At 70.5% G+C, this 16,950-nt stretch carries 16 protein-coding genes; 9 read left to right on the top strand and 7 right to left on the bottom strand.

Going from position 1 to position 16,950, the window contains the following annotated elements; all coding sequences use genetic code 11:
- Window positions 1-240 (bottom strand): hypothetical protein (locus tag E1295_RS41005; RefSeq protein WP_132639556.1); only part of this gene is annotated, 240 nt, incomplete at its 3' end.
- 92 nt (window positions 241-332) lie between these two features.
- Entirely contained in the window at window positions 333-1,034 is a 702-nt protein-coding gene (locus E1295_RS41000; RefSeq protein ID WP_132639554.1) for a DUF2470 domain-containing protein, read from the bottom strand.
- 79 nt (window positions 1,035-1,113) lie between these two features.
- Here E1295_RS41000 and rpsD point away from each other — a divergent pair, with 79 nt between their 5' ends.
- The gene (rpsD, locus tag E1295_RS40995; RefSeq protein ID WP_132639560.1) at window positions 1,114-1,728 is read left to right on the top strand and encodes a 30S ribosomal protein S4; all 615 of its coding nucleotides are present in this window, start codon (window positions 1,114-1,116) and stop codon (window positions 1,726-1,728) included.
- Window position 1,729: 1 nt separating this feature from the next.
- On the opposite strand, the gene E1295_RS40990 is transcribed toward rpsD, so the two are convergent.
- On the bottom strand, window positions 1,730-2,521 hold the full coding sequence (locus E1295_RS40990) for an ion transporter (protein WP_132639552.1): 792 nt from the start codon (window positions 2,519-2,521) through the stop codon (window positions 1,730-1,732).
- Window positions 2,522-2,635: 114 nt separating this feature from the next.
- On the opposite strand from E1295_RS40990, the gene E1295_RS40985 reads away from it, so the two are divergent.
- The gene (locus tag E1295_RS40985; protein ID WP_132639550.1) at window positions 2,636-2,950 is read left to right on the top strand and encodes a DUF4190 domain-containing protein; all 315 of its coding nucleotides are present in this window, start codon (window positions 2,636-2,638) and stop codon (window positions 2,948-2,950) included.
- Here the strand turns inward: E1295_RS40985 and E1295_RS40980 are convergent.
- Window positions 2,947-3,579 carry a TetR/AcrR family transcriptional regulator gene (locus tag E1295_RS40980; protein ID WP_132639548.1) on the bottom strand — a complete coding sequence of 211 codons (633 nt, stop codon included), beginning with the start codon at window positions 3,577-3,579 and terminating at the stop codon, window positions 2,947-2,949. The genes E1295_RS40985 and E1295_RS40980 overlap by 4 nt on opposite strands.
- An 84-nt stretch (window positions 3,580-3,663) precedes the next feature.
- On the opposite strand from E1295_RS40980, the gene E1295_RS40975 reads away from it, so the two are divergent.
- Entirely contained in the window at window positions 3,664-4,401 is a 738-nt protein-coding gene (locus tag E1295_RS40975; protein ID WP_246080980.1) for an ABC transporter ATP-binding protein, read from the top strand.
- Complete coding sequence (locus tag E1295_RS40970) at window positions 4,401-5,126, top strand: ABC transporter permease (protein WP_132639544.1); 726 nt, start codon at window positions 4,401-4,403, stop codon at window positions 5,124-5,126. Before E1295_RS40975 ends, E1295_RS40970 begins: the two co-directional genes overlap by 1 nt.
- An 88-nt stretch (window positions 5,127-5,214) precedes the next feature.
- Here the strand turns inward: E1295_RS40970 and E1295_RS40965 are convergent, their stop codons facing one another.
- Window positions 5,215-6,573 carry a S8 family serine peptidase gene (locus E1295_RS40965; protein ID WP_132639542.1) on the bottom strand — a complete coding sequence of 453 codons (1,359 nt, stop codon included), beginning with the start codon at window positions 6,571-6,573 and terminating at the stop codon, window positions 5,215-5,217.
- A gap of 183 nt (window positions 6,574-6,756) precedes the next feature.
- On the opposite strand from E1295_RS40965, the gene E1295_RS40960 reads away from it, so the two are divergent.
- The 5 genes from E1295_RS40960 to E1295_RS40940 all read left to right on the top strand — a co-directional run bounded on the left by E1295_RS40960 (window position 6,757) and on the right by E1295_RS40940 (window position 13,137).
- Window positions 6,757-8,796 (top strand): spermidine synthase, encoded by a 2,040-nt coding sequence (locus E1295_RS40960; protein ID WP_132639540.1) that lies wholly within the window; start codon window positions 6,757-6,759, stop codon window positions 8,794-8,796.
- A gap of 130 nt (window positions 8,797-8,926) precedes the next feature.
- On the top strand, window positions 8,927-9,169 hold the full coding sequence (locus tag E1295_RS40955) for a hypothetical protein (protein ID WP_132639538.1): 243 nt from the start codon (window positions 8,927-8,929) through the stop codon (window positions 9,167-9,169).
- Window positions 9,166-11,268, top strand: coding sequence for a hypothetical protein (locus tag E1295_RS40950; protein ID WP_132639536.1), 2,103 nt, complete (start codon window positions 9,166-9,168; stop codon window positions 11,266-11,268). Before E1295_RS40955 ends, E1295_RS40950 begins: the two co-directional genes overlap by 4 nt.
- Before the next feature lie 9 nt (window positions 11,269-11,277).
- A complete protein-coding gene (locus E1295_RS40945; protein WP_132639534.1) occupies window positions 11,278-11,856 on the top strand; it encodes a hypothetical protein in 579 nt (192 codons plus the stop codon).
- A gap of 63 nt (window positions 11,857-11,919) precedes the next feature.
- Complete coding sequence (locus E1295_RS40940) at window positions 11,920-13,137, top strand: cytochrome P450 family protein (protein WP_132639532.1); 1,218 nt, start codon at window positions 11,920-11,922, stop codon at window positions 13,135-13,137.
- Window positions 13,138-13,394: 257 nt separating this feature from the next.
- On the opposite strand, the gene E1295_RS40935 is transcribed toward E1295_RS40940, so the two are convergent.
- Complete coding sequence (locus tag E1295_RS40935) at window positions 13,395-14,801, bottom strand: LCP family protein (RefSeq protein ID WP_246080978.1); 1,407 nt, start codon at window positions 14,799-14,801, stop codon at window positions 13,395-13,397.
- 876 nt (window positions 14,802-15,677) lie between these two features.
- A complete protein-coding gene (locus E1295_RS40930; protein ID WP_246080976.1) occupies window positions 15,678-16,709 on the bottom strand; it encodes a neutral zinc metallopeptidase in 1,032 nt (343 codons plus the stop codon).
- Window positions 16,710-16,950: the final 241 nt, after the last annotated feature.

Genomic DNA, 16,950 nt, shown 5'->3' with positions numbered 1-16,950 from the left:
GGATGCCGGAGGGTGCGTGGTGGTGGGGCGGGGGCCCAGGTCGCCCGGCCCGCGGTCGGAGACGGCGGGCCAGTGGAGGAGGTCCTGGTCGGCGTGGTACGGCGTCCGTACCACCAGGACGGCGGCCGCGACCAGCATGAGCACGCCGAGCAGGACGCCCGTGACCATCAACGCCCGCCCGCGCCACCCGCCTTCGTCGGCGGGCGCGGCGGGCGCAGGTCCACGGCGCGGTCCAGTCATCCCTCACATGCTAGAGACGTGTCGCACCGCTCGGGCAAAGTGCTGGCAAATCACGCAACAACCAGAAAGTCCGGTGGATCGTGGTGCCGAGCTCAGCACGTGCACAGCAGACCGCGCAGCGCCGTCTCCAGGCAGAGCCCGGAACGGGCAGGGATCGGCCACGGGAAACGCACCAGCGAGTCGTCCACCCGCACGGTCGCGCCGAACCGGTCCAGTTCCCACAACCACACCTCACCCGCCCGCTCGCCCAGTTGCCTGGACACCCCGGCCGTGAGCTGCGGCCGGTGCGAGGCGTTGACATGGGCGAGCACCCGTTCGGCCGTCTCGGCGAGCGGGTCGGGCGCCGCGCCGAGGTAGTCGTCGGCGTCGAGCGTGCCCGACTCCTGCCCGGTCAGGTAGACGACCTGGCCGACGTCCAGCCGCAGCAGCCGGGGCGCGTCCGGCTGCCCGTACCGCTCCAGCGCCTCGAACAGGCTCTCGTCCGGGCAGTGCGCGGCCACCGCGACGGCCGACGAACGCGCCTCGCCCTCAGGTACGGCCTCCGCCCACCCCTGCACCTCGATCACCCCACGCGGGTGGGTGACGGAGCCGAGTTGCCGCATCGCCGTCAGGTTCACCGCCACCACGGCGTCCTCGCGCAGCCCGTGCAGCGTCTCCCCGGGCAGCACCAGCAGCACAGGACGCCCGCGTCCGTCGACCCCGCCGCGGGCGGGTGACGGGGCGCCCTCGACGGACAGCTTGGCGACGCCGGCGGTCGCGGCCAGGGTGCGGACCCGCTCGGGGATCGGCAGCATGAACGCCTCCTTGGGGGAAAACTGATGTGTTAGGTTAGGCTCGCCTAAGTAAGGAATACCTAATCACATCGAGGTGAACGTGCGCTACACCGGCCCGAAGGTGCGGCTCTCACGCCGCGCGGGCGTCCCGCTGACCAGGAAAGCCGTCCGCTACTTCGAGCAGCGCCCCTATCCGCCGGGCGAGCACGGCCGCAAGACCAACCGCCGCAACGCCGGCGACTACGGGCTGCGGCTGCTGGAGAAGCAGAAGCTGCGCTGGTACTACGACGTGTCCGAACGGCAGCTTCGCCGCTACTGGGACCTCGCCCTGCGCATGCCGGGCGCGTCCGGCGCCGAGCTGGTCGCGCTGCTGGAGTGCCGCCTGGCCTCGCTGGTGCTGCGCGCCGGGCTGGCGCCGTCCATCTACGCGGCCAGGCAGTACGTCGGCCACGGCCACATCGCCGTGGACGGCCGCAAGGTCGACATCCCCAGTTACCTGCTCAAGCCAGGGCAGACCGTCACGGTCAGGGAACGGTCGCGCAGGCTGCAGCCGTTCGTGGCCGCCGCCGAAGGGGTGTACGCCGACGACCGGATCGCCCCCTACCTCACGGTCGACCACGCCGGCCTCCGCTTCACGCTGACGCACCGGCCCGAGCGTGAGCAGATCGACGTTCCGGTGGACGAGCAGCTCGTCGTGGAGTTCTACTCCCGCTGACTCAGTCCAGGGCCCGCTGCCCGCGCAGCTCGGCCACCTCTTTGCGCAGCTCGGAGAGCTCGGCGAGGATGCGCTGGGTGTGGTGGGCGGCGTCCAGGCCCTTGGCGGCGCGTTCCGCGGCGTTCTCGTCGTCCATCGCGCTGACCACGACCGCGAGGAACAGGTTCAGCACGACGAACGTGCACACCAGAATGAAGATCGTGAAGAAGATCCAGGCCGACGGGTGGCGGCCCATCACCTCCCTGGCGATGTTGCCCCAGTCGTCACCCGTCATCGTCTGGTAGAGCGTGAACAACGAGGTGGGCAGGCTGCCGAACCGGTCGGGGGCGGTCTGCCCGTAGAGTTTGGTGGCCATGACGGCGGCCACGTAGAGGACCAGGGAGAGCAGCACCACGATCGAGCTCATTCCCGGCAGTGCGCGCAGCAGCGCCGAGACCACGCGGCGCAGGCTCGGCACGACCGACAACAACCGCAGCGCGCGCAGGATGCGCATCGAGCGCAGCACCGACAGGCCGCCGGCCGCCGGAACCAGGGCGATGGCGACGATCACCGCGTCGAAGATGTTCCACGGGTCGCGGACGAACGCCGAGCGCTCGACGTAGACCTTGGCCAGCAGTTCGACGACGAAGATGTAGAGCGCGACGTGGTCGACGAGGATGAGCAGGTCGCCGTGACGCTCGACCACGCCCGGGAAGGTCTCCAGTCCCAGGACGGCCGCGTTGGTCAGGATGACGGCGATGATGAACCGCTGGAAGCGCCGGTGGGCGAGGAAGTCGCGCAAGCGTTCACGCACGGGGGTAGGCTCCTAAGGCACTGATCATGTTGCTCCACCATGATGACGCACCATGATCAAGGAGAAGACCGTGGGCGAATCCACGGGCACCTGAGGGGGGAAGGGGCCGGCGCCATGTCCTATCCGAATGACGTCCCCGGCTACTACGGCCCGCCCCCGCAGACCCACCCCAACGGCACCACGATCCTCGTGCTGGGCATCCTGAGCCTGGTGGTCTGCAGCATTCTCGGGCCCTTCGCCTGGGTGATGGGCAACAACGCGCTGCGCGAGATCGACGAGAGCGGCTACTACTACGAGAACCGCGGCGCGGTCCAGGCCGGGCGCATCTGCGGCATCATCAGCAGCGTCCTGATGATGATCACCGTCGGGTTCCTCGTCCTCGCGTTCGGGATGGCGCTCGTCTTCGGCGGCCTCGGCAGTGGCGCCTAACGCCTGCCGTAGTCGCCGAGGCCCGACTCCAGCAGGTCGAACGCCTGCTCCGCCTGCGCCCTGAGTCCGGGCTCGATGCTCTCCCACTCCTCGCCGGCGATCCTCCTGCGCACCGACGCGTGGGTGAGCAGGCGGGTCGTGGTGAGCACGTGCGCCGCGACGACCCTGGGCCGCAGGTCGCCGGGGCCGGTGTCGAGCTCGTCGGCGAGCGCACGGGCCAGCGCCTGCTCCCGCTGCTCGTGCACCTCGCGCATCCGGGCGACCAGCGCCGGGCTCGCGTCCACGACCCTGGCGAACACGTCGGCGCCCAGGTTGAACCCGTATCGCCAGTCCTGGGTGCCGATGGCGTGCAGCACGTCGCGACGGAAGGCGCGTACCACGCTCTCACCGGGCTCGCGCTCCCGCAGCACCTGCACGGGGTGGTCCACGGCCAGGTGCTGCCGGTCGGCGAACAGGTCCTCCTTGGCGCTGAAGTAGTTGAACACGGTGTTGACCGACACGTCGGCGGCCCGCGCCACCTCGGCCACGGTCACGTTGTCGAACCCCTTGGCCATGAACAGGCCCATCGCGATGTCGGCGATGCGCTCCCTGGTCTCGCGTTTCTTCCGCTCCCGCAGCCCTTCACTCATGTCGCCATCGTACCAAACTTGCAGCGACACCAAAATTATGGTTGCCTCAAAGTTGGAGGCGATGAAATGATCAGGACTTCAGGTTTGAGCAAGACCTACGACGGCGGCGTGCAGGCCGTCACAGACCTCGGCATCTCGGTGGAACCCGGCGAGATCGTCGGATTCCTCGGCCCGAACGGCGCGGGCAAGACCACGACCATGCGCATGCTGACCACCCTGCTGCGGCCCACGTCCGGCACCGCGACCGTGGCCGGGCACGACCTGGTCGCCGACGCGAAGGAGGTGCGCAAACGCATCGGGTACGTCTCTCAGGGCGGCGGCATCCTGCCGACCGCGCCGCTCAAGGGAGAGCTCGAACTCCAGGGCATGCTCCACGGGCTGAGCCGCCGCGAGTCCGCGGCCAGGGCGGGTGAGGTGCTGGCCAGGCTGGACCTCGCCGGGCTGGAGAACAGCCTCGGCGGCACGCTCTCCGGCGGCCGGCGCCGCCGCTTCGACATCGCGCTCGCCCTGCTGCCCGACCCGGCCCTGCTCTTCCTCGACGAGCCGACCACCGGCCTCGACCCGCAGAGCCGGGCCAACCTGTGGGACCACATCCGCACGCTGCGCCAGGAGAACGGCACGACGGTGTTCCTCACGACCCACTACCTCGACGAGGCCGACGCCCTGTGCGACCGGCTGCTGATCATCGACCACGGGCGGATCGTGGCCGAGGGCGCCCCTGCCGAGCTCAGGACCGGCGGGCAGACGCTCGACGAGGTGTTCCTCGACATCACCGGCAGGTCGCTGCGCGAGGAGAGCGCACTGACGGGAAAGGAGGCCTGATGCTCCGCGACACCTGGGTGTTGTTCCGCCACGGTGTGGGCGTCACGCTGCGGCAGAAGGTCGGCATCGTCTTCGGCGCGGTCCAGCCGCTGCTCTTCCTGGTGCTGTTCGGGCCCATCTTCACCACGTTCGGCACCTGGGAGACGCTCGTGCCCGGCCTGATCATCCAGCTCGGGCTGATGAGCATGGGATTGGCCGGATTCGGCATCCTCTTCGAGAAACGCTCGGGCGTGCTGGAGCGGATGCGCGTCACCCCGGCCAGCCGGCTGGCACTGCTGCTCGGGCGGGTGCTCACCAACGCGGTCACGCTGATCGTGCAGACGCTGCTGCTCCTCGCGGTCGCCTTCGCCTTCGGCCTGCGCGCGCCGGTGCTCGGGCTGGCGGCCGGGTTCGTGCTGGTCGTGGTGCTCGGGCTGAGCCTGGCCGCCCTGTCGTACGCCGTCGCCCTGACGATGAACGAGCAGTTGTTCGCGCCGGTGATGTCCACCGCCGTGATCCCGCTCATCCTGCTGTCCGGCTCGTTCCTGCCGATGTCGATGGCGCCGGGCTGGCTCGACGCCCTGTCGCACCTCAGCCCGTTCCGGTATGTGCTGGAGGCGCTGCGCGAGCTGTTCCACGGCCACTACCTGACGGGCACGGTCGGCGTCGGCGTGGCGGTGACCGCCGTCTTCGCCGTCGTCAGCCTCACCGTCGGGACGCGCGTGTTCAACCGGGAGAACGCGTAGGCGAGCGCCGACGTGGCAGGAGCGGGCGGCACTCCGGCCACACCGGCGCCGTGAGACCGGTGACCGCGCCTTGGGAGGGCGGCGCCGGTCAGGCCGCGCTTCTGGAGCGGCGCTGCAGGGCCGCGATGATCCCCGCCGGATCCACGATCCCGTAGCCGTAGCCGTAGTCGAAGCCCACCTCGCTGCGGTCCTCCGCGGTGCGCCGCAGCAGCGCCCGCAGCTGCGCGGGCGACAACCTGTCGGCCGGCCACAGCGTGCGCACCGCCGCCACGAGCCCGGCCGCCACCGGGGCCGCCGCCGACGTGCCCGAGTCGGGCGAGCCGGGGCCGAGGGCCTGCGACCCGGAGAAATGTGTGTACGCGCACAGGTCCGGCTTGCGGGCGGTCAGCCGTCCAGGGCCCTGCGAGGAGTAGCCCACCCGCTCGCCGTTGACGTCGATACCGCCGATCGACAGGGCCTTCGGATGGGAGTTGGCGCCCACGATGGGCCGGGAGGGGAACCCGCACCGGCCGTCGGGGCACTCGCGGCCGCAGTTGCCCGCCGCGAACAGCACGTCCGCGCCCGCCCGGTCCAGGCCGGCCACCATCAGGTTGAACGGATGGGCGGCGTTGTCGGAGTAGTTGCCGGGATGCCCGACGGGGAAGTCCCACTCGGGCGAGAACGACCCCCACGAGTTGCTCACCACCAGCGCCTTCGACCCGGCGGGCTGGGCGTCGAGCACGGTCCGCAGGTGCGCGAACGCCGACACCGCGTCCGACAGCAGGCCGTCCATCGCCGAGCCGCCCGGCCGGGTGGACAGCAGCACCGGGATGTCGATGAGCGAGGCGTGCGGGGCCGCGATGAGCGCGTCGAACGCGCACATCGTGCCGTGGTCCACCTCGAACTCGCCCGCTGTGCCCGACACCCCCGGAGGGCTCCAGGACCGTTCGGCGTCCAGCGTCACGCCCCGGCCGAGCTGCCTGGCCGCGTGTGCGGCGTTGATGCCGTTGTCGAGCACGGCCAGCGCGACCCCGCCGCCGTCGAGCCCCTCGGCATGCAGGCCGGAGACGCGCAGCAGGCGTTCGACGTCGTGCCAGTCGCCGGAGGGCGGATCGCCCCCGCACACCGGCGCGGACCCGATGACCGGGTCGGCGAAGATGCCGACCACGTCGGGCCTGATGCCGGGGAGCAGCGTGACCCTGGAGGCCAGCTCGTCGTCCGAGATCGTGCCCCGGACCAGCACGGACGCGTCTTCGGCGGCCAGCGAGAAGTCGAGCGGCTGATTGAGGGAGAGCGGGTCGCCGCCGGTCGAGGGGACGGGACGCGGCACGGCCACGGGCACGAACGCCGAGTCGAGCTCGACGCCGGGCAGCCCATCGGCGACGTCGGCCGTGGTGGCGGCCTGGCCGGGGTCGGCGACGGCCGCGACCAGGTCGGGAGAGGGACGGAGCTGGATCAGGACCCGCATGTGTCACCACCAACGTGAGTGGGGGAGCGAACGTCCCAACATTCCTGCATCCGCCCGCCCGCGTCCAGGGGGTCTCGCCGGTTTTGACCTGCGGAAATGCACTAATCACCGCGAAGTGGACGACTTTTGTCCGCAGCCCGCCGTACTTCCCCGCCGACGATCTTTTCACTACGGTGAGGCACCATGACGCTGGAGGCGCGGAAGCCGGTCGACGACGGGGAGAAGGCTCACTGGCTGGCGGTGCGGCCGAGGCTCATCCTCGCCAGCGCCTTCATGCTCTTCCTCGAGCTGGCGCTGATCAGGTGGACCGGATCCAACATCGTCCACCTCAGCTACTTCACGAACTTCGTGCTGCTCGGCTCGTTCCTCGGCATCGGGCTCGGCTTCCTGCGCGTCGGCCGGTCGCGGCGCCAGCCCTACTACTCGCCCGTCGTGCTGGCCGTGCTCGTCGTGGTCGTGCTGGCCTTCCCGGTGACCGTCGACAGGAACACCGAGGGCGTCCTGTACTGGACGAGCCTGTCCACCAGCGGCCCGCCCGCGTGGCTGATCCTCCCGGTCATCTTCTGCGCCGCGGCGCTGGTGCTCATGGGCCCCGCCGAGCTCGTCGGCCGCTGCTTCCCCGAGCTGCCGCGCCTGGAGGCATACCGCTACGACCTGATCGGCAGCCTCACCGGCATCGCCGCGTTCACCGCGCTGTCCTTCCTGAGCGCGCCGCCGGTGTTCTGGGGGCTGATCGCCGCGATCTGCTACGCGCTGCTGCTGGTGCCCCGGCCGCGCACCCTCTACGTGGGCCTGGTGACCGTGCCGTCGCTGGCCGTCGTCGGGCTGCTGCTGGCCGAGACGCTCACCGCGGGGGCGATCTGGTCGCCGTACTACAAGGTGACGTTCAGGCAGCTCGAACAGCTGGGCGTCGCCGTCACCGACATCGCGGTCAACGGCATCCCGCACCAGCAGGCCGTGCCCGCCGCCGCCCGGCTGCAGTGGGAGCGCCAGTACGGCCTGCCGTACGAACGGACCACGAAACCGCCGAAGGACGTGCTCATCGTCGGCGCCGGCAGCGGCACCGACGTGGCGATCGCGCTGTCCAAGGGCGCCACCCACGTCGACGCCGTCGAGATCGACCCCAAGCTGCGCGAGCTCGGCGGCTCCGTCCACCCCGACCGGCCCTACGCCGACCAACGCGTCACCACCCATATCACCGACGGCCGTGCCTTCCTGGAACGTACCGACCGCACGTACGACCTCATCCTCTTCGCGCTGCCCGACTCCCTCACCCTCGTCTCCGGAGCCAGCTCGCTGCGCCTGGAGAGCTACCTGTTCACCGAGGAGGCCATGCGGGCCGCCCGGGAGCGCCTCAAGCCCGGCGGCGCCTTCTCGATGTACAACTACTACCGCGAGAGCTGGCTCGTCGACCGCCTCGCGTCCACCATGCAGAGCGCCTTCGGCCACAAGCCGTGCGTCGACATCGTCAGCACCGCGGGCCAGCAGGCCGTCATCACCGCCGGCCTCGGCGAGGCCGACCAGCGCTGCGGCTCCGCCTGGGCCGGAGCGGCCCCCGGCACCCCCGCCCCCGCCGACGACGACCGCCCGTTCCTCTACCTCAAGGACGCGACGATCCCGCCGATCTACATCATCACGCTCGGCCTGATCCTCATCGTCAGCCTCCTCGCCGTCCGCGTCGTCGCGGGCCCCTACGACCGCATGCGGCCCTACGCCGACCTGTTCCTGCTGGGCGTCGGGTTCATGCTGCTGGAGACGAAGAGCGTGACCGGGTTCGCGCTGCTGTTCGGCACGACGTGGGTGGTCAACGCGATCGTCTTCGCCGGCGTGCTCGTCGCGGTCCTCGCCGCCGTCGAGGTGACCCGCCGCTTCCGCACCCCGCCGCTGCCCGTCATGTACGGCGTGCTGTTCGCCGGCCTGCTGCTGGCCTGGCTGGTGCCGAACGCGTGGCTGCTGTCCCTGCCGCTGCCGCTGCGCGCGGTGGCCGCGGTGACCGTGGCCTTCCTGCCGATCTTCGCCGCGAACGTCGTCTTCGCCAAACGCTTCGCCGACACCGCCGACGCCACCACGTCCTTCGGCGCCAACCTGCTGGGGGCCATGGTGGGCGGCTGCCTGGAGTACGCCGCGCTGGTCATCGGCTACAAGGGGCTGCTCATCGTGGCGGCCCTGCTCTACGTCGGGGCGCTGGTGCTGCTGCCGAGGAAGAAGGGCGCGCTGGTGTGACGTGAGGGGCGTGCGGTCCGCGCCATAAACGTTCGGCATGGTCCGCGCTCCCCGCGGCGCCCTTGCGGTTGACTGGCGTGGAGAAGCGCGGCGAGTGCCGCCTCCTCTTCGGGAGCCTCGGAGGAGCGAGATGCCTGAGCCCGATCGCGAGGCGATGCAGGCTGCCCTGGCGCGCATCCAGCGGCTGTCCGACGAGCACTGGTGGACGCTCCACCAGGTCTGCGGGCTGATGCGGGGCGACGCGTGGGTGGGCCCGGCCGGGCGCAGGTTCGGCGAGGAGGTGCATGCGGCCGAACGCGCGCTGCGCGAGATGTTGTCCAAGGCCGTCGCCGACGCCAGGCACCGGCTCGCCACCCTGCCGGAGGGGTCATGAGCCCCGGCCCCGACTTCACGGGTGTCAAACGGCCCGCGTTCGACACCATGGCCGACCAGCACACCGCCGCCGCCGGCCGGCTCGCCGACCTCGCCACCCGGCTGCACGGCGAGCTGACGGCCGCCGGCCTCGACACCCTGCCCGCCACGCGCATCCGCGACCTGGCCAGGCAGGCCCGGACCCAGGCCGAGGACCTGCGGCGGCGCCGGCGGCTGGTCGACGAGCTCGAACGCGAGAAGGTCGTCTTCGGCACCTCCACCGCCGCGGGCTCCTTCGTGCCGCTGCCCGACAAACTGGAGACCGGGCAGGCGATGCTGGACGGCGCCGCCGCCGCCGACGCGGCCATCGCCGCCCACACCAAGCTCCCCAGGGGCAAGGTGCTGCCCGAGCAACTCGCCGTCCTGCAGCGGTACGCCGCCAAGGCGCACGACCCCGCCTTCGCCAAGGCGTTCATGAGCAGGCTCGGCGCCAGGGGCGTGACCGACCTGGCCAACGCCATCTGGCAGGAGAAGGCCTCCTGGGAGCGCGCGGGAGACCACGAGGGCGCCAAGCGGGCGGCCGCCCAGGGAGATCACGTCCTGCGGATGCTCAGCACGACGCTGGCCGCCGCCACCGACCCCGACAGCCCCGCCTACCTCGGCGCCGGGTTCCTGCAACGGCTCAAGGCCGCCGGCCGCACCTCCAGAGACGTCCACAGCGTGACCGGCGGCCGGCCCACCGCCTACCACGACCTGGCCGACGTGCTCGGCGCCCACCCCGGCAAGCCCCCGTACTCGGCGGAGTTCATGCGCACGGTCGGACGCGACATGATCGCGCTCGACCGCGAGGTCCACGACGCCCTCAAGAACGGCGAAGGAACGAAGGTGATGAGCGACATGCGCACCTTCGTCCCCGACCTGCTGCGGGCCGCCGCCTCCCGCCCCGCCGCGGCGCAGGCGCTCCTCGACCACACGCCCGCCGGCCGTAAGACGACCAACCTCCACTACCTGCTGCACGACCGGGTGGCCTGGTGGACCGACAACCCCCACTCGACCGCGGACGACCGCGACGCCAGGGCGCTTGGGGCGGCGATGGAAGCCGCGATGAAGGGCTCCGACCCGGTCTCGCTCCGGCTGACCGCGGAGACCCTCAAGATCCTCGGAGCCGACCTGCCCCCGCTCTACGCCCGCAACACCGCCGAGAAACTCCAGCTCGCCGACCAGGCCGGCTTCGACCAGCGCGCATCCTTGCGGCCCGCACTCGGCACCATCCTGTCCGCCCACATCGACGAGCTCGGCCGGATCATCGAAGGCCGCAACGTGCTCAAGTCCGGCGTCGGCGAAACCCTGAAGGACCAGTCGGTCAACCGGCGCGACATCGACTACGCGCTGCTCCTCGCCACCAGCGACGACGCCGTGTTCGCCCAGATCACCAGGGCGCAGGCCGAGCACACGCGCGTGGAGATCGACCGCATCTTCCCCCTCACCGACAAAGGCCCGCGCCTCGTCGACCCCCTCTCCAAGGAGAGCAAGACCTTCGGCCACATCCTCGGCGCCCGCGAACAGGCCCTCTACTCGGCGGGCCGGGCCAACGAGGCCGCCGCCAAGGAACTCGAGTCCATGGTGCGCTCCGCCATCGGCATCGTGCCCGTGCCCGGCAAGGAGTTCGCGGGCAAGCTGGCCGAGCAGGCGTTCAAGGGCATGCGCCTGGAGGGCTTCGCCAAAGAGGTGGCGGGGGAGGTGGGCGGCAAGCCGGGGACGTACGCGTTCGACAAGGGGGCGAGCTGGATCGCCGGGTTCTTCAAGAACGGCAAGATGCTCGACGAGTCGTACGCCACGGCGACGGAGAACCGGGAACTGGTCAACCGGTTGATGGAGCAGATGGTGGCCACGGCCACGGTGGCGCACGGCCAGCACGACGGCCAAGGCCTCAAGGGGCGCTCGTTCATCGACGAGAACGGCCGGATGAAGCCCATCATCGAAATGACGCCCGCGGAGTATGAGGCCTTCCTGAACTGGGCGGCGGATCACTCCGGGTTCAACAGTCAGAAGGCCTTCTCTGAAGGCATCATGAATGACGGAGCCGAGGAGGCTCGCCGGTCCTATGGGGTCGCAGACTGAAGGAAAACAGTGATCAACAGGCGGAAACTCGTCGTGTCGGCGCTTTTGATGATGGTCGCCGTTTCCGCATGCTCCGGCGGAGACTCGAAAGCGGCTCCACCCGATCTCCGTCCCGTCGTCGACCAGTCTCCCTACTGGTGTGAATTCGTCTCGCAGGAGTCCTACCGCCGGGTCAGCGGCGACACGCGGCCGTACACCGAAAGGAAGGACGGGCCGTGGCGTGACGACGGTGGTTGCCTGGTCGAAGGGGGGAGAAACGGCGATCCCGTCGGAGTGTGGTGGTCGAAGATCGATGACAGCGTCAAGCGGCTGGAGCTCACCCGCGAGAACTGGGCCATGGCCAAGCCGACAGATCTGCCCGAGGATCTCGGAGAGGGATTCGCCGTCTACGCGGGCAACGACATGCTCGGCGGACGGCCCTACTATGTGATCTCCCGCTTTTCCTGCGGAGACACGGATCCCTGGATCCGTATCGACCTGAAAAAGGTGGCCGAGGGGCGTGATGCCATCAAGGACCTCACCGAGTTGATGCGGGTCGCGCAGCGTCGTTATGGCGTGCTGCACAAATGCGACCCGGGGCCTCCTTAACGAATCGGCCCACCGTTCATTGATCCAGGTCCCGATGCGCCGACGGCGGGGTAGGACCTGAGGATGCTTGAGGAGATGCTGCCCGGCTACGACGGGGTGCTGGCCGATCCCTATCCCGCCTACGCCCGGCTGCGGGAGTCGGGCGTGCCGCACCGCGTGACGTTGCGCAGCGGCCTGTACGGATGGCTCGTGACCCGCTACGACGACGCCCGCGCTGTGCTGGCCGATCCCAGGCTCAGCAAGGACCCGCGCCACGCGCCGCCCGACTGGCAGGAGGCGGGCCGTGGGCGGCCGCTCGAGGACCGGTCGGGGCTGGGCACCCATCTGCTCACCACGGACCCGCCCGAGCACACGCGGCTGCGCCGTGTGGTGACCCGCTACTTCACCCCGGGAAGGCTGGCCGCCCTGCGGCCGCGGATCGAGGAGCGGGCCGGCGCGCTCATCGACGGGTTCGCGGAGCGGTCCGGCGCCGAGCTGATCGGCGACCTGGCCTCGCCGTTGCAGTTCGCCACGATCTGCGACGTGCTCGGCGTGCCGGCCGCCGACCGTACGGACTTCCAGCGGTGGACCACTGCGGTCGTCACCTCGGGGGAGGGGCGGAACGGCGAGGCGAGGCCCGAGGCGCTGCGCCGCCTGGCCGCGTACGTGGGCGAGCTGGCCGCCGCCAAGCGGCGCGAGCCGGGGGACGACGTCATCAGCGCGATCACGGGGGCCGTGGACGAGGAGGAGCGGCTGTCCGAGAACGAGATGCTGTCGATGATCTTCCTGCTGCTGGTGGCCGGTTACGAGACGACCGTCGGCCTCGTCGGGCTGGGCACGTACACGTTGCTGCGGCACCCCGGGCAGTTCGCCCGCCTGCGGGCGCGGCCGGAGCTGATCGACCGGGCGGTGGAGGAACTGCTGCGGTACGACAGCCCGGTCGAACTGGCGACCTGGCGCTTCTCCCTGGAGCCGCTGGAGATCGGCGGGGCGGTGGTTCCCGCCGGGGAGCCGATCCTGGTGGCGCTGGGGGCGGCCAACCGCGACCCGCACCGCTTCCCCGGCCCGGACCGGCCCGATCTCGGCCGGGAGGACAACGCCCACCTGAGCTTCGGCCACGGACCGCACTACTGCCTCGGGGCCATGCTCGCCCGCATCGTCGGCCGGGCCGCCTTGGGCGCGGTCGCCCGCCGCCTGAACGGGCTCGCCCTCGCGGTGCCGCCCGAGACGCTGCGGTGGCGGGCCAGCCTGACGGTACGCGGCCCGCAGCGTCTCCCGGTGACCTTCGACACTGTCACCTGAACCGCGCCCATTGCCCGCGCTCGCCGTCCCGGTCCGCGCTCGCCGTTCGCGTCCGCCGTCCCCGTCGCGACAGTGGCGCCTGTCCGCTCCTCAGCGCGCCGTACAGACCTCAGCTAGGTCGGACCGGGCTCCGGGGGCGGGGTGCCGGTCTGAGCGGTGTGTGCTCGGCTCTCAGCTCTGTGTGTCCGAATCCCGGCCCCGCCGTTTCCTCCTGCCTCGGCGGGGCGTACACCTGCCCCTCGGAAGCGGAGCCGGGGTCAGAGGCCGCAGAGTTCGTCGAGGGACTTGGCGTCGTCTCCCTTGCCCTTCTGGCTGTTCCTGGTCGGCGTCTGCGTCGGCTGCGCGGCGCGGGTCTTCACCGCGCTGGACGTGGCGGTCGGTGAGGAGCCCACGTGAGCCGTCTGCGCCTGCTTGGCCGGCCGGAGCGAGGCGGCGATCGCCTTGCGCGACGCGGTGCGGATCTTCGCCCAGTCGGGGTTGCCCGGCCAAAACTTCGGCGGTACGAACTGCAGGCTTGTGATCTTGGCGTCCTTGACCTTGACGGCCAGCTCCACCAGCGGCTGCACGAGGTGCTGCGGGATGTTGGTACGCGCCAGCCGCTTGGCCGCACCGGCGATCTTGGAGAAGTTGGTGAGGATCACGGCCGGGGTGGCCTGCTGGGCGAAGGCGCCGATGACGCAGCGCTGGCGGCCCATGCGGGAGAAGTCGTCGCTGTTGACGCGGGAGCGGCCGTACCAGAGGGCCTCCTCGCCGCTGAGCCGCCGGTAGCCGGCCTTGATCGTGCCCGCCGTGCCGAACGTGCCGCCCCACTTGACGTCCTGCTCGACCCGGATCTTGAGGCCGCCGATGGCGTCGACGAGGTCCGCGAAACCGTACATGTTCATCATCGCGTAGTACTCGATCTTGAGGCCGAGCGTGTGGCCGATGGCGTCCATGAGGGCGCGCGGGCCTTTGTTCTTGCCGCCCATGACCTCCGGGTGGTCGTTGGCGTACTGCCACACCTCGTTGAGCAGGCCGCCGTTCGACAGTTCGGCCCGGTAGCCGTTCGGGAACTGGTCGTGCAGCGGCGACGATGCGGGGAAGCGTACGTGCTGCAGGTTGCGCGGCAGGCTGAACAGGACCGTTGCGCCGGTCTTGATGTCCACGCTGGCCACCGTCATGCTGTCGGTCCGCACGCCGGTACGGTTGCTCGCTGCGTCGCCGCCGATCAGCAGGAAGTTGACCCGGTCCTTGCCGTGCCAGGGGTCCTCGCCCTCCTTGGCCGCGGGCGGGACGTCGGAGTCGGATGACGACGGGAAGATGCCATTGAGGGTGTTGCGGAAGGTCATCACGGTGTTCGCGGTGAGGGCGAACGGCGACATGACCGCCACGCACAGCACACCGACCACGATGCCGGTGATCATCTGGCCTTGCTGGTTGAGCTTGCTGGGGTTGAGGGCGACGTACGACGTGACGAGCAACGCGAACCACGCCAGCGCGCCGACCGCGGCGACGATCGTGATCGTCACGAGCATGCCGTCGCCGACGAGCGCGGCGGCGTTCTCCAGGTTCCCGGCGATGGTGAGCCCGTAGATGAGGGCGGCGAGCAGCAGCACCGCGTACACGCTGACGAGCACCAGGCCGATACGGCGCTGCCCGGCCCGCAGGTGTGCGGCACCGGGCACGATGGCGGACAGCGCGGTCCATCCGAGGACCGATGCGGGGGTCAGCGGCTTCGCGAAGCGCGGCGGAGCGTTGCGCGGTGTGGCGGTATGCGGTGTGGCCCCGCGTTGCGGGGCGTTGCGGGGTGGGGCGTTGCGCGGCGTGGCACCGGAACCTGGGCCGGAGCCGGAAGCGGAACCGGAGCGAGGGTTGGCGCCGCGTGAGGACGCCCCGCGGGAAGACGCCCCCCGCGGGGACGTGTCGCGGAGAGATGCTTCTCGCTGGGATCTGTCACGAGAGGACGTGTCGCGCTGGGATGCGTCGCGCGGGGTTTCGTCGCGCGGGGTCGTGTCGCGCTGCGATCCGTCACGCGGAGACCTGTCGCCCTGGGATCTGTCACGGGGGGACGCGTCCCGCGGGGATCTGTCCCGCGGGGCTCTGCCGCGCTGGGATGCGTCTCGCGGGGTTCCGTCGCGTGGGGTCGTGTCGCGCGGGGTCGTGTCGCGCTGGGATCTGTCACGAGAGGATCCTTCGCGCTGGGATGCGTCCCGCGGGGATCTGCCGCGCTGGGCCGCGTCCCGTGGGGGTGTGTCGCGCGGGGACCTGTCCCGCGGGGCCGCGTCCCGTGGGGGCATGTCAGGCGGAGGTGGGTCACTCGGGGGTGTGTCGCGTGGGGATGGGGGACGCTGGGAAGCAGGGCGTGGACGGCGATTGGGGCGCCGCTTCCTGCCTCCTGGCACGTTCTCTTCCCCATCCCGATTGCGCACACCCGGCTCCCTACTACGCCTACCAGGCAAAACTAACGTTTGCCCCCAATGGGCAAAAGATTGCCAGGATTCTAGTCCCCATACTCGGACAACAACGACATGTGCCCAACATGAGATGAACTCAGCTTGACGTCAGGAGGTCGTCGAGGCCGACGCCAGCCACGTGTTGCACTGGTACGCCTTGCTCTTCGTCCAGCCCTGCCTGAACCATCGGTTGTTGTTGACCGGTTTGCCGTGGTCGCGCGGATAGCCCGGGTGGTCGCCCACCTGGCCGTAGAACCAGAACAGCCGGCTCCGGTTGGACGTGCTCACCGGGTACGAGGCCGCGACCGAGCGCATCCACATGCCGCCGAAGCACGTGGCCTGCAGCTCCAGCCGCCGGCTCAGGGCGAGCTTGGCGTTCCTGTTGGAGGTGTCCAGGGTGGAGCGCCACCACGAGTTCATCAGGCCCGTGATGTTCTGCACGTGGTGGCCGTACTCGTGGGCCATCATGCTGATGATCCCGCCGTGCCAGGAGATGATCTGGCCGTAGCCGCGGGCGTTGCCGTTGCCCCTCGCCATGGCCGAGGTGGAGGCGTAGATCGTGTTGTTCTGCGGGCAGTAGTACGGCACGATGTTGCCCGGCTGCGGATAGTCGCCGCACGCGCCCCTGCCCCGCCTGGAGGCGATGGCGTAGTTCGGCGCGCTGAACCTGATGCCCTGCTTCTCCAGGATGGGCTTCCACGCCCGGTCCATGCACTTGCCGGTCTTCAGGATCAGCGACTTGAGCTGGCTGTGGTTGAAGATGCTGGCGTTGCCCGCCGGGCACCTGAGCCTGGGCAGGATGCCCGCCCGGTACATCGAGTTGTTCTTCAGGCTCGTGTTGACCGTCTGCCGCGGCTCCTGCGTCTCCCGCTCCGTCGGCCTGCTCGTGGGCTCGCTGGTCGACGGCTCCTCAGACGGCTCATCGGTCGGCCGCTCGGTCGGCTCCTCCGTCCGTGTGCGCTCGGGCGACGGCTCGTCGTCGTCGGTGGCGCGTTCCGAAGGCTCGTACGTCGGGATCGCGATCGGCCTCGAGGTCTCCGACCGTGAGGAACCCTTGAAGAACGCCGCCCCCACGACGATCAGGACGAACAGCGCCGCCACGGAACCCAGGACGGCCCCGATCACCCCGATGGCGCCCATACCCGACTTCTTGCGCGGCGGCGGGTGCGGCCAGCGCTGCGCCGGAGGCAGCGGGGGCGGGGGAGGAGGCTGCTGCCGGTGCGGCGGCTGCCCGTACGGTGGCTGCTGCCCGTACTGGCCTCCGCCCTGCGGCGGATACTGCGGTTGTCCCTGGGGCTGTCCCTGAGGCTGTCCTTGGGGCTGTCCCTGGGGGTGACCAGGCCCCTGCTGATACGGCGGGCCCTGGGGGTGAGGCTGAGGG

The organism is Nonomuraea mesophila (assembly GCF_004352805.1).
GTDB lineage: Bacteria > Actinomycetota > Actinomycetes > Streptosporangiales > Streptosporangiaceae > Nonomuraea > Nonomuraea longispora.
This window is presented reverse-complemented; position numbering and strand designations above follow the sequence as displayed.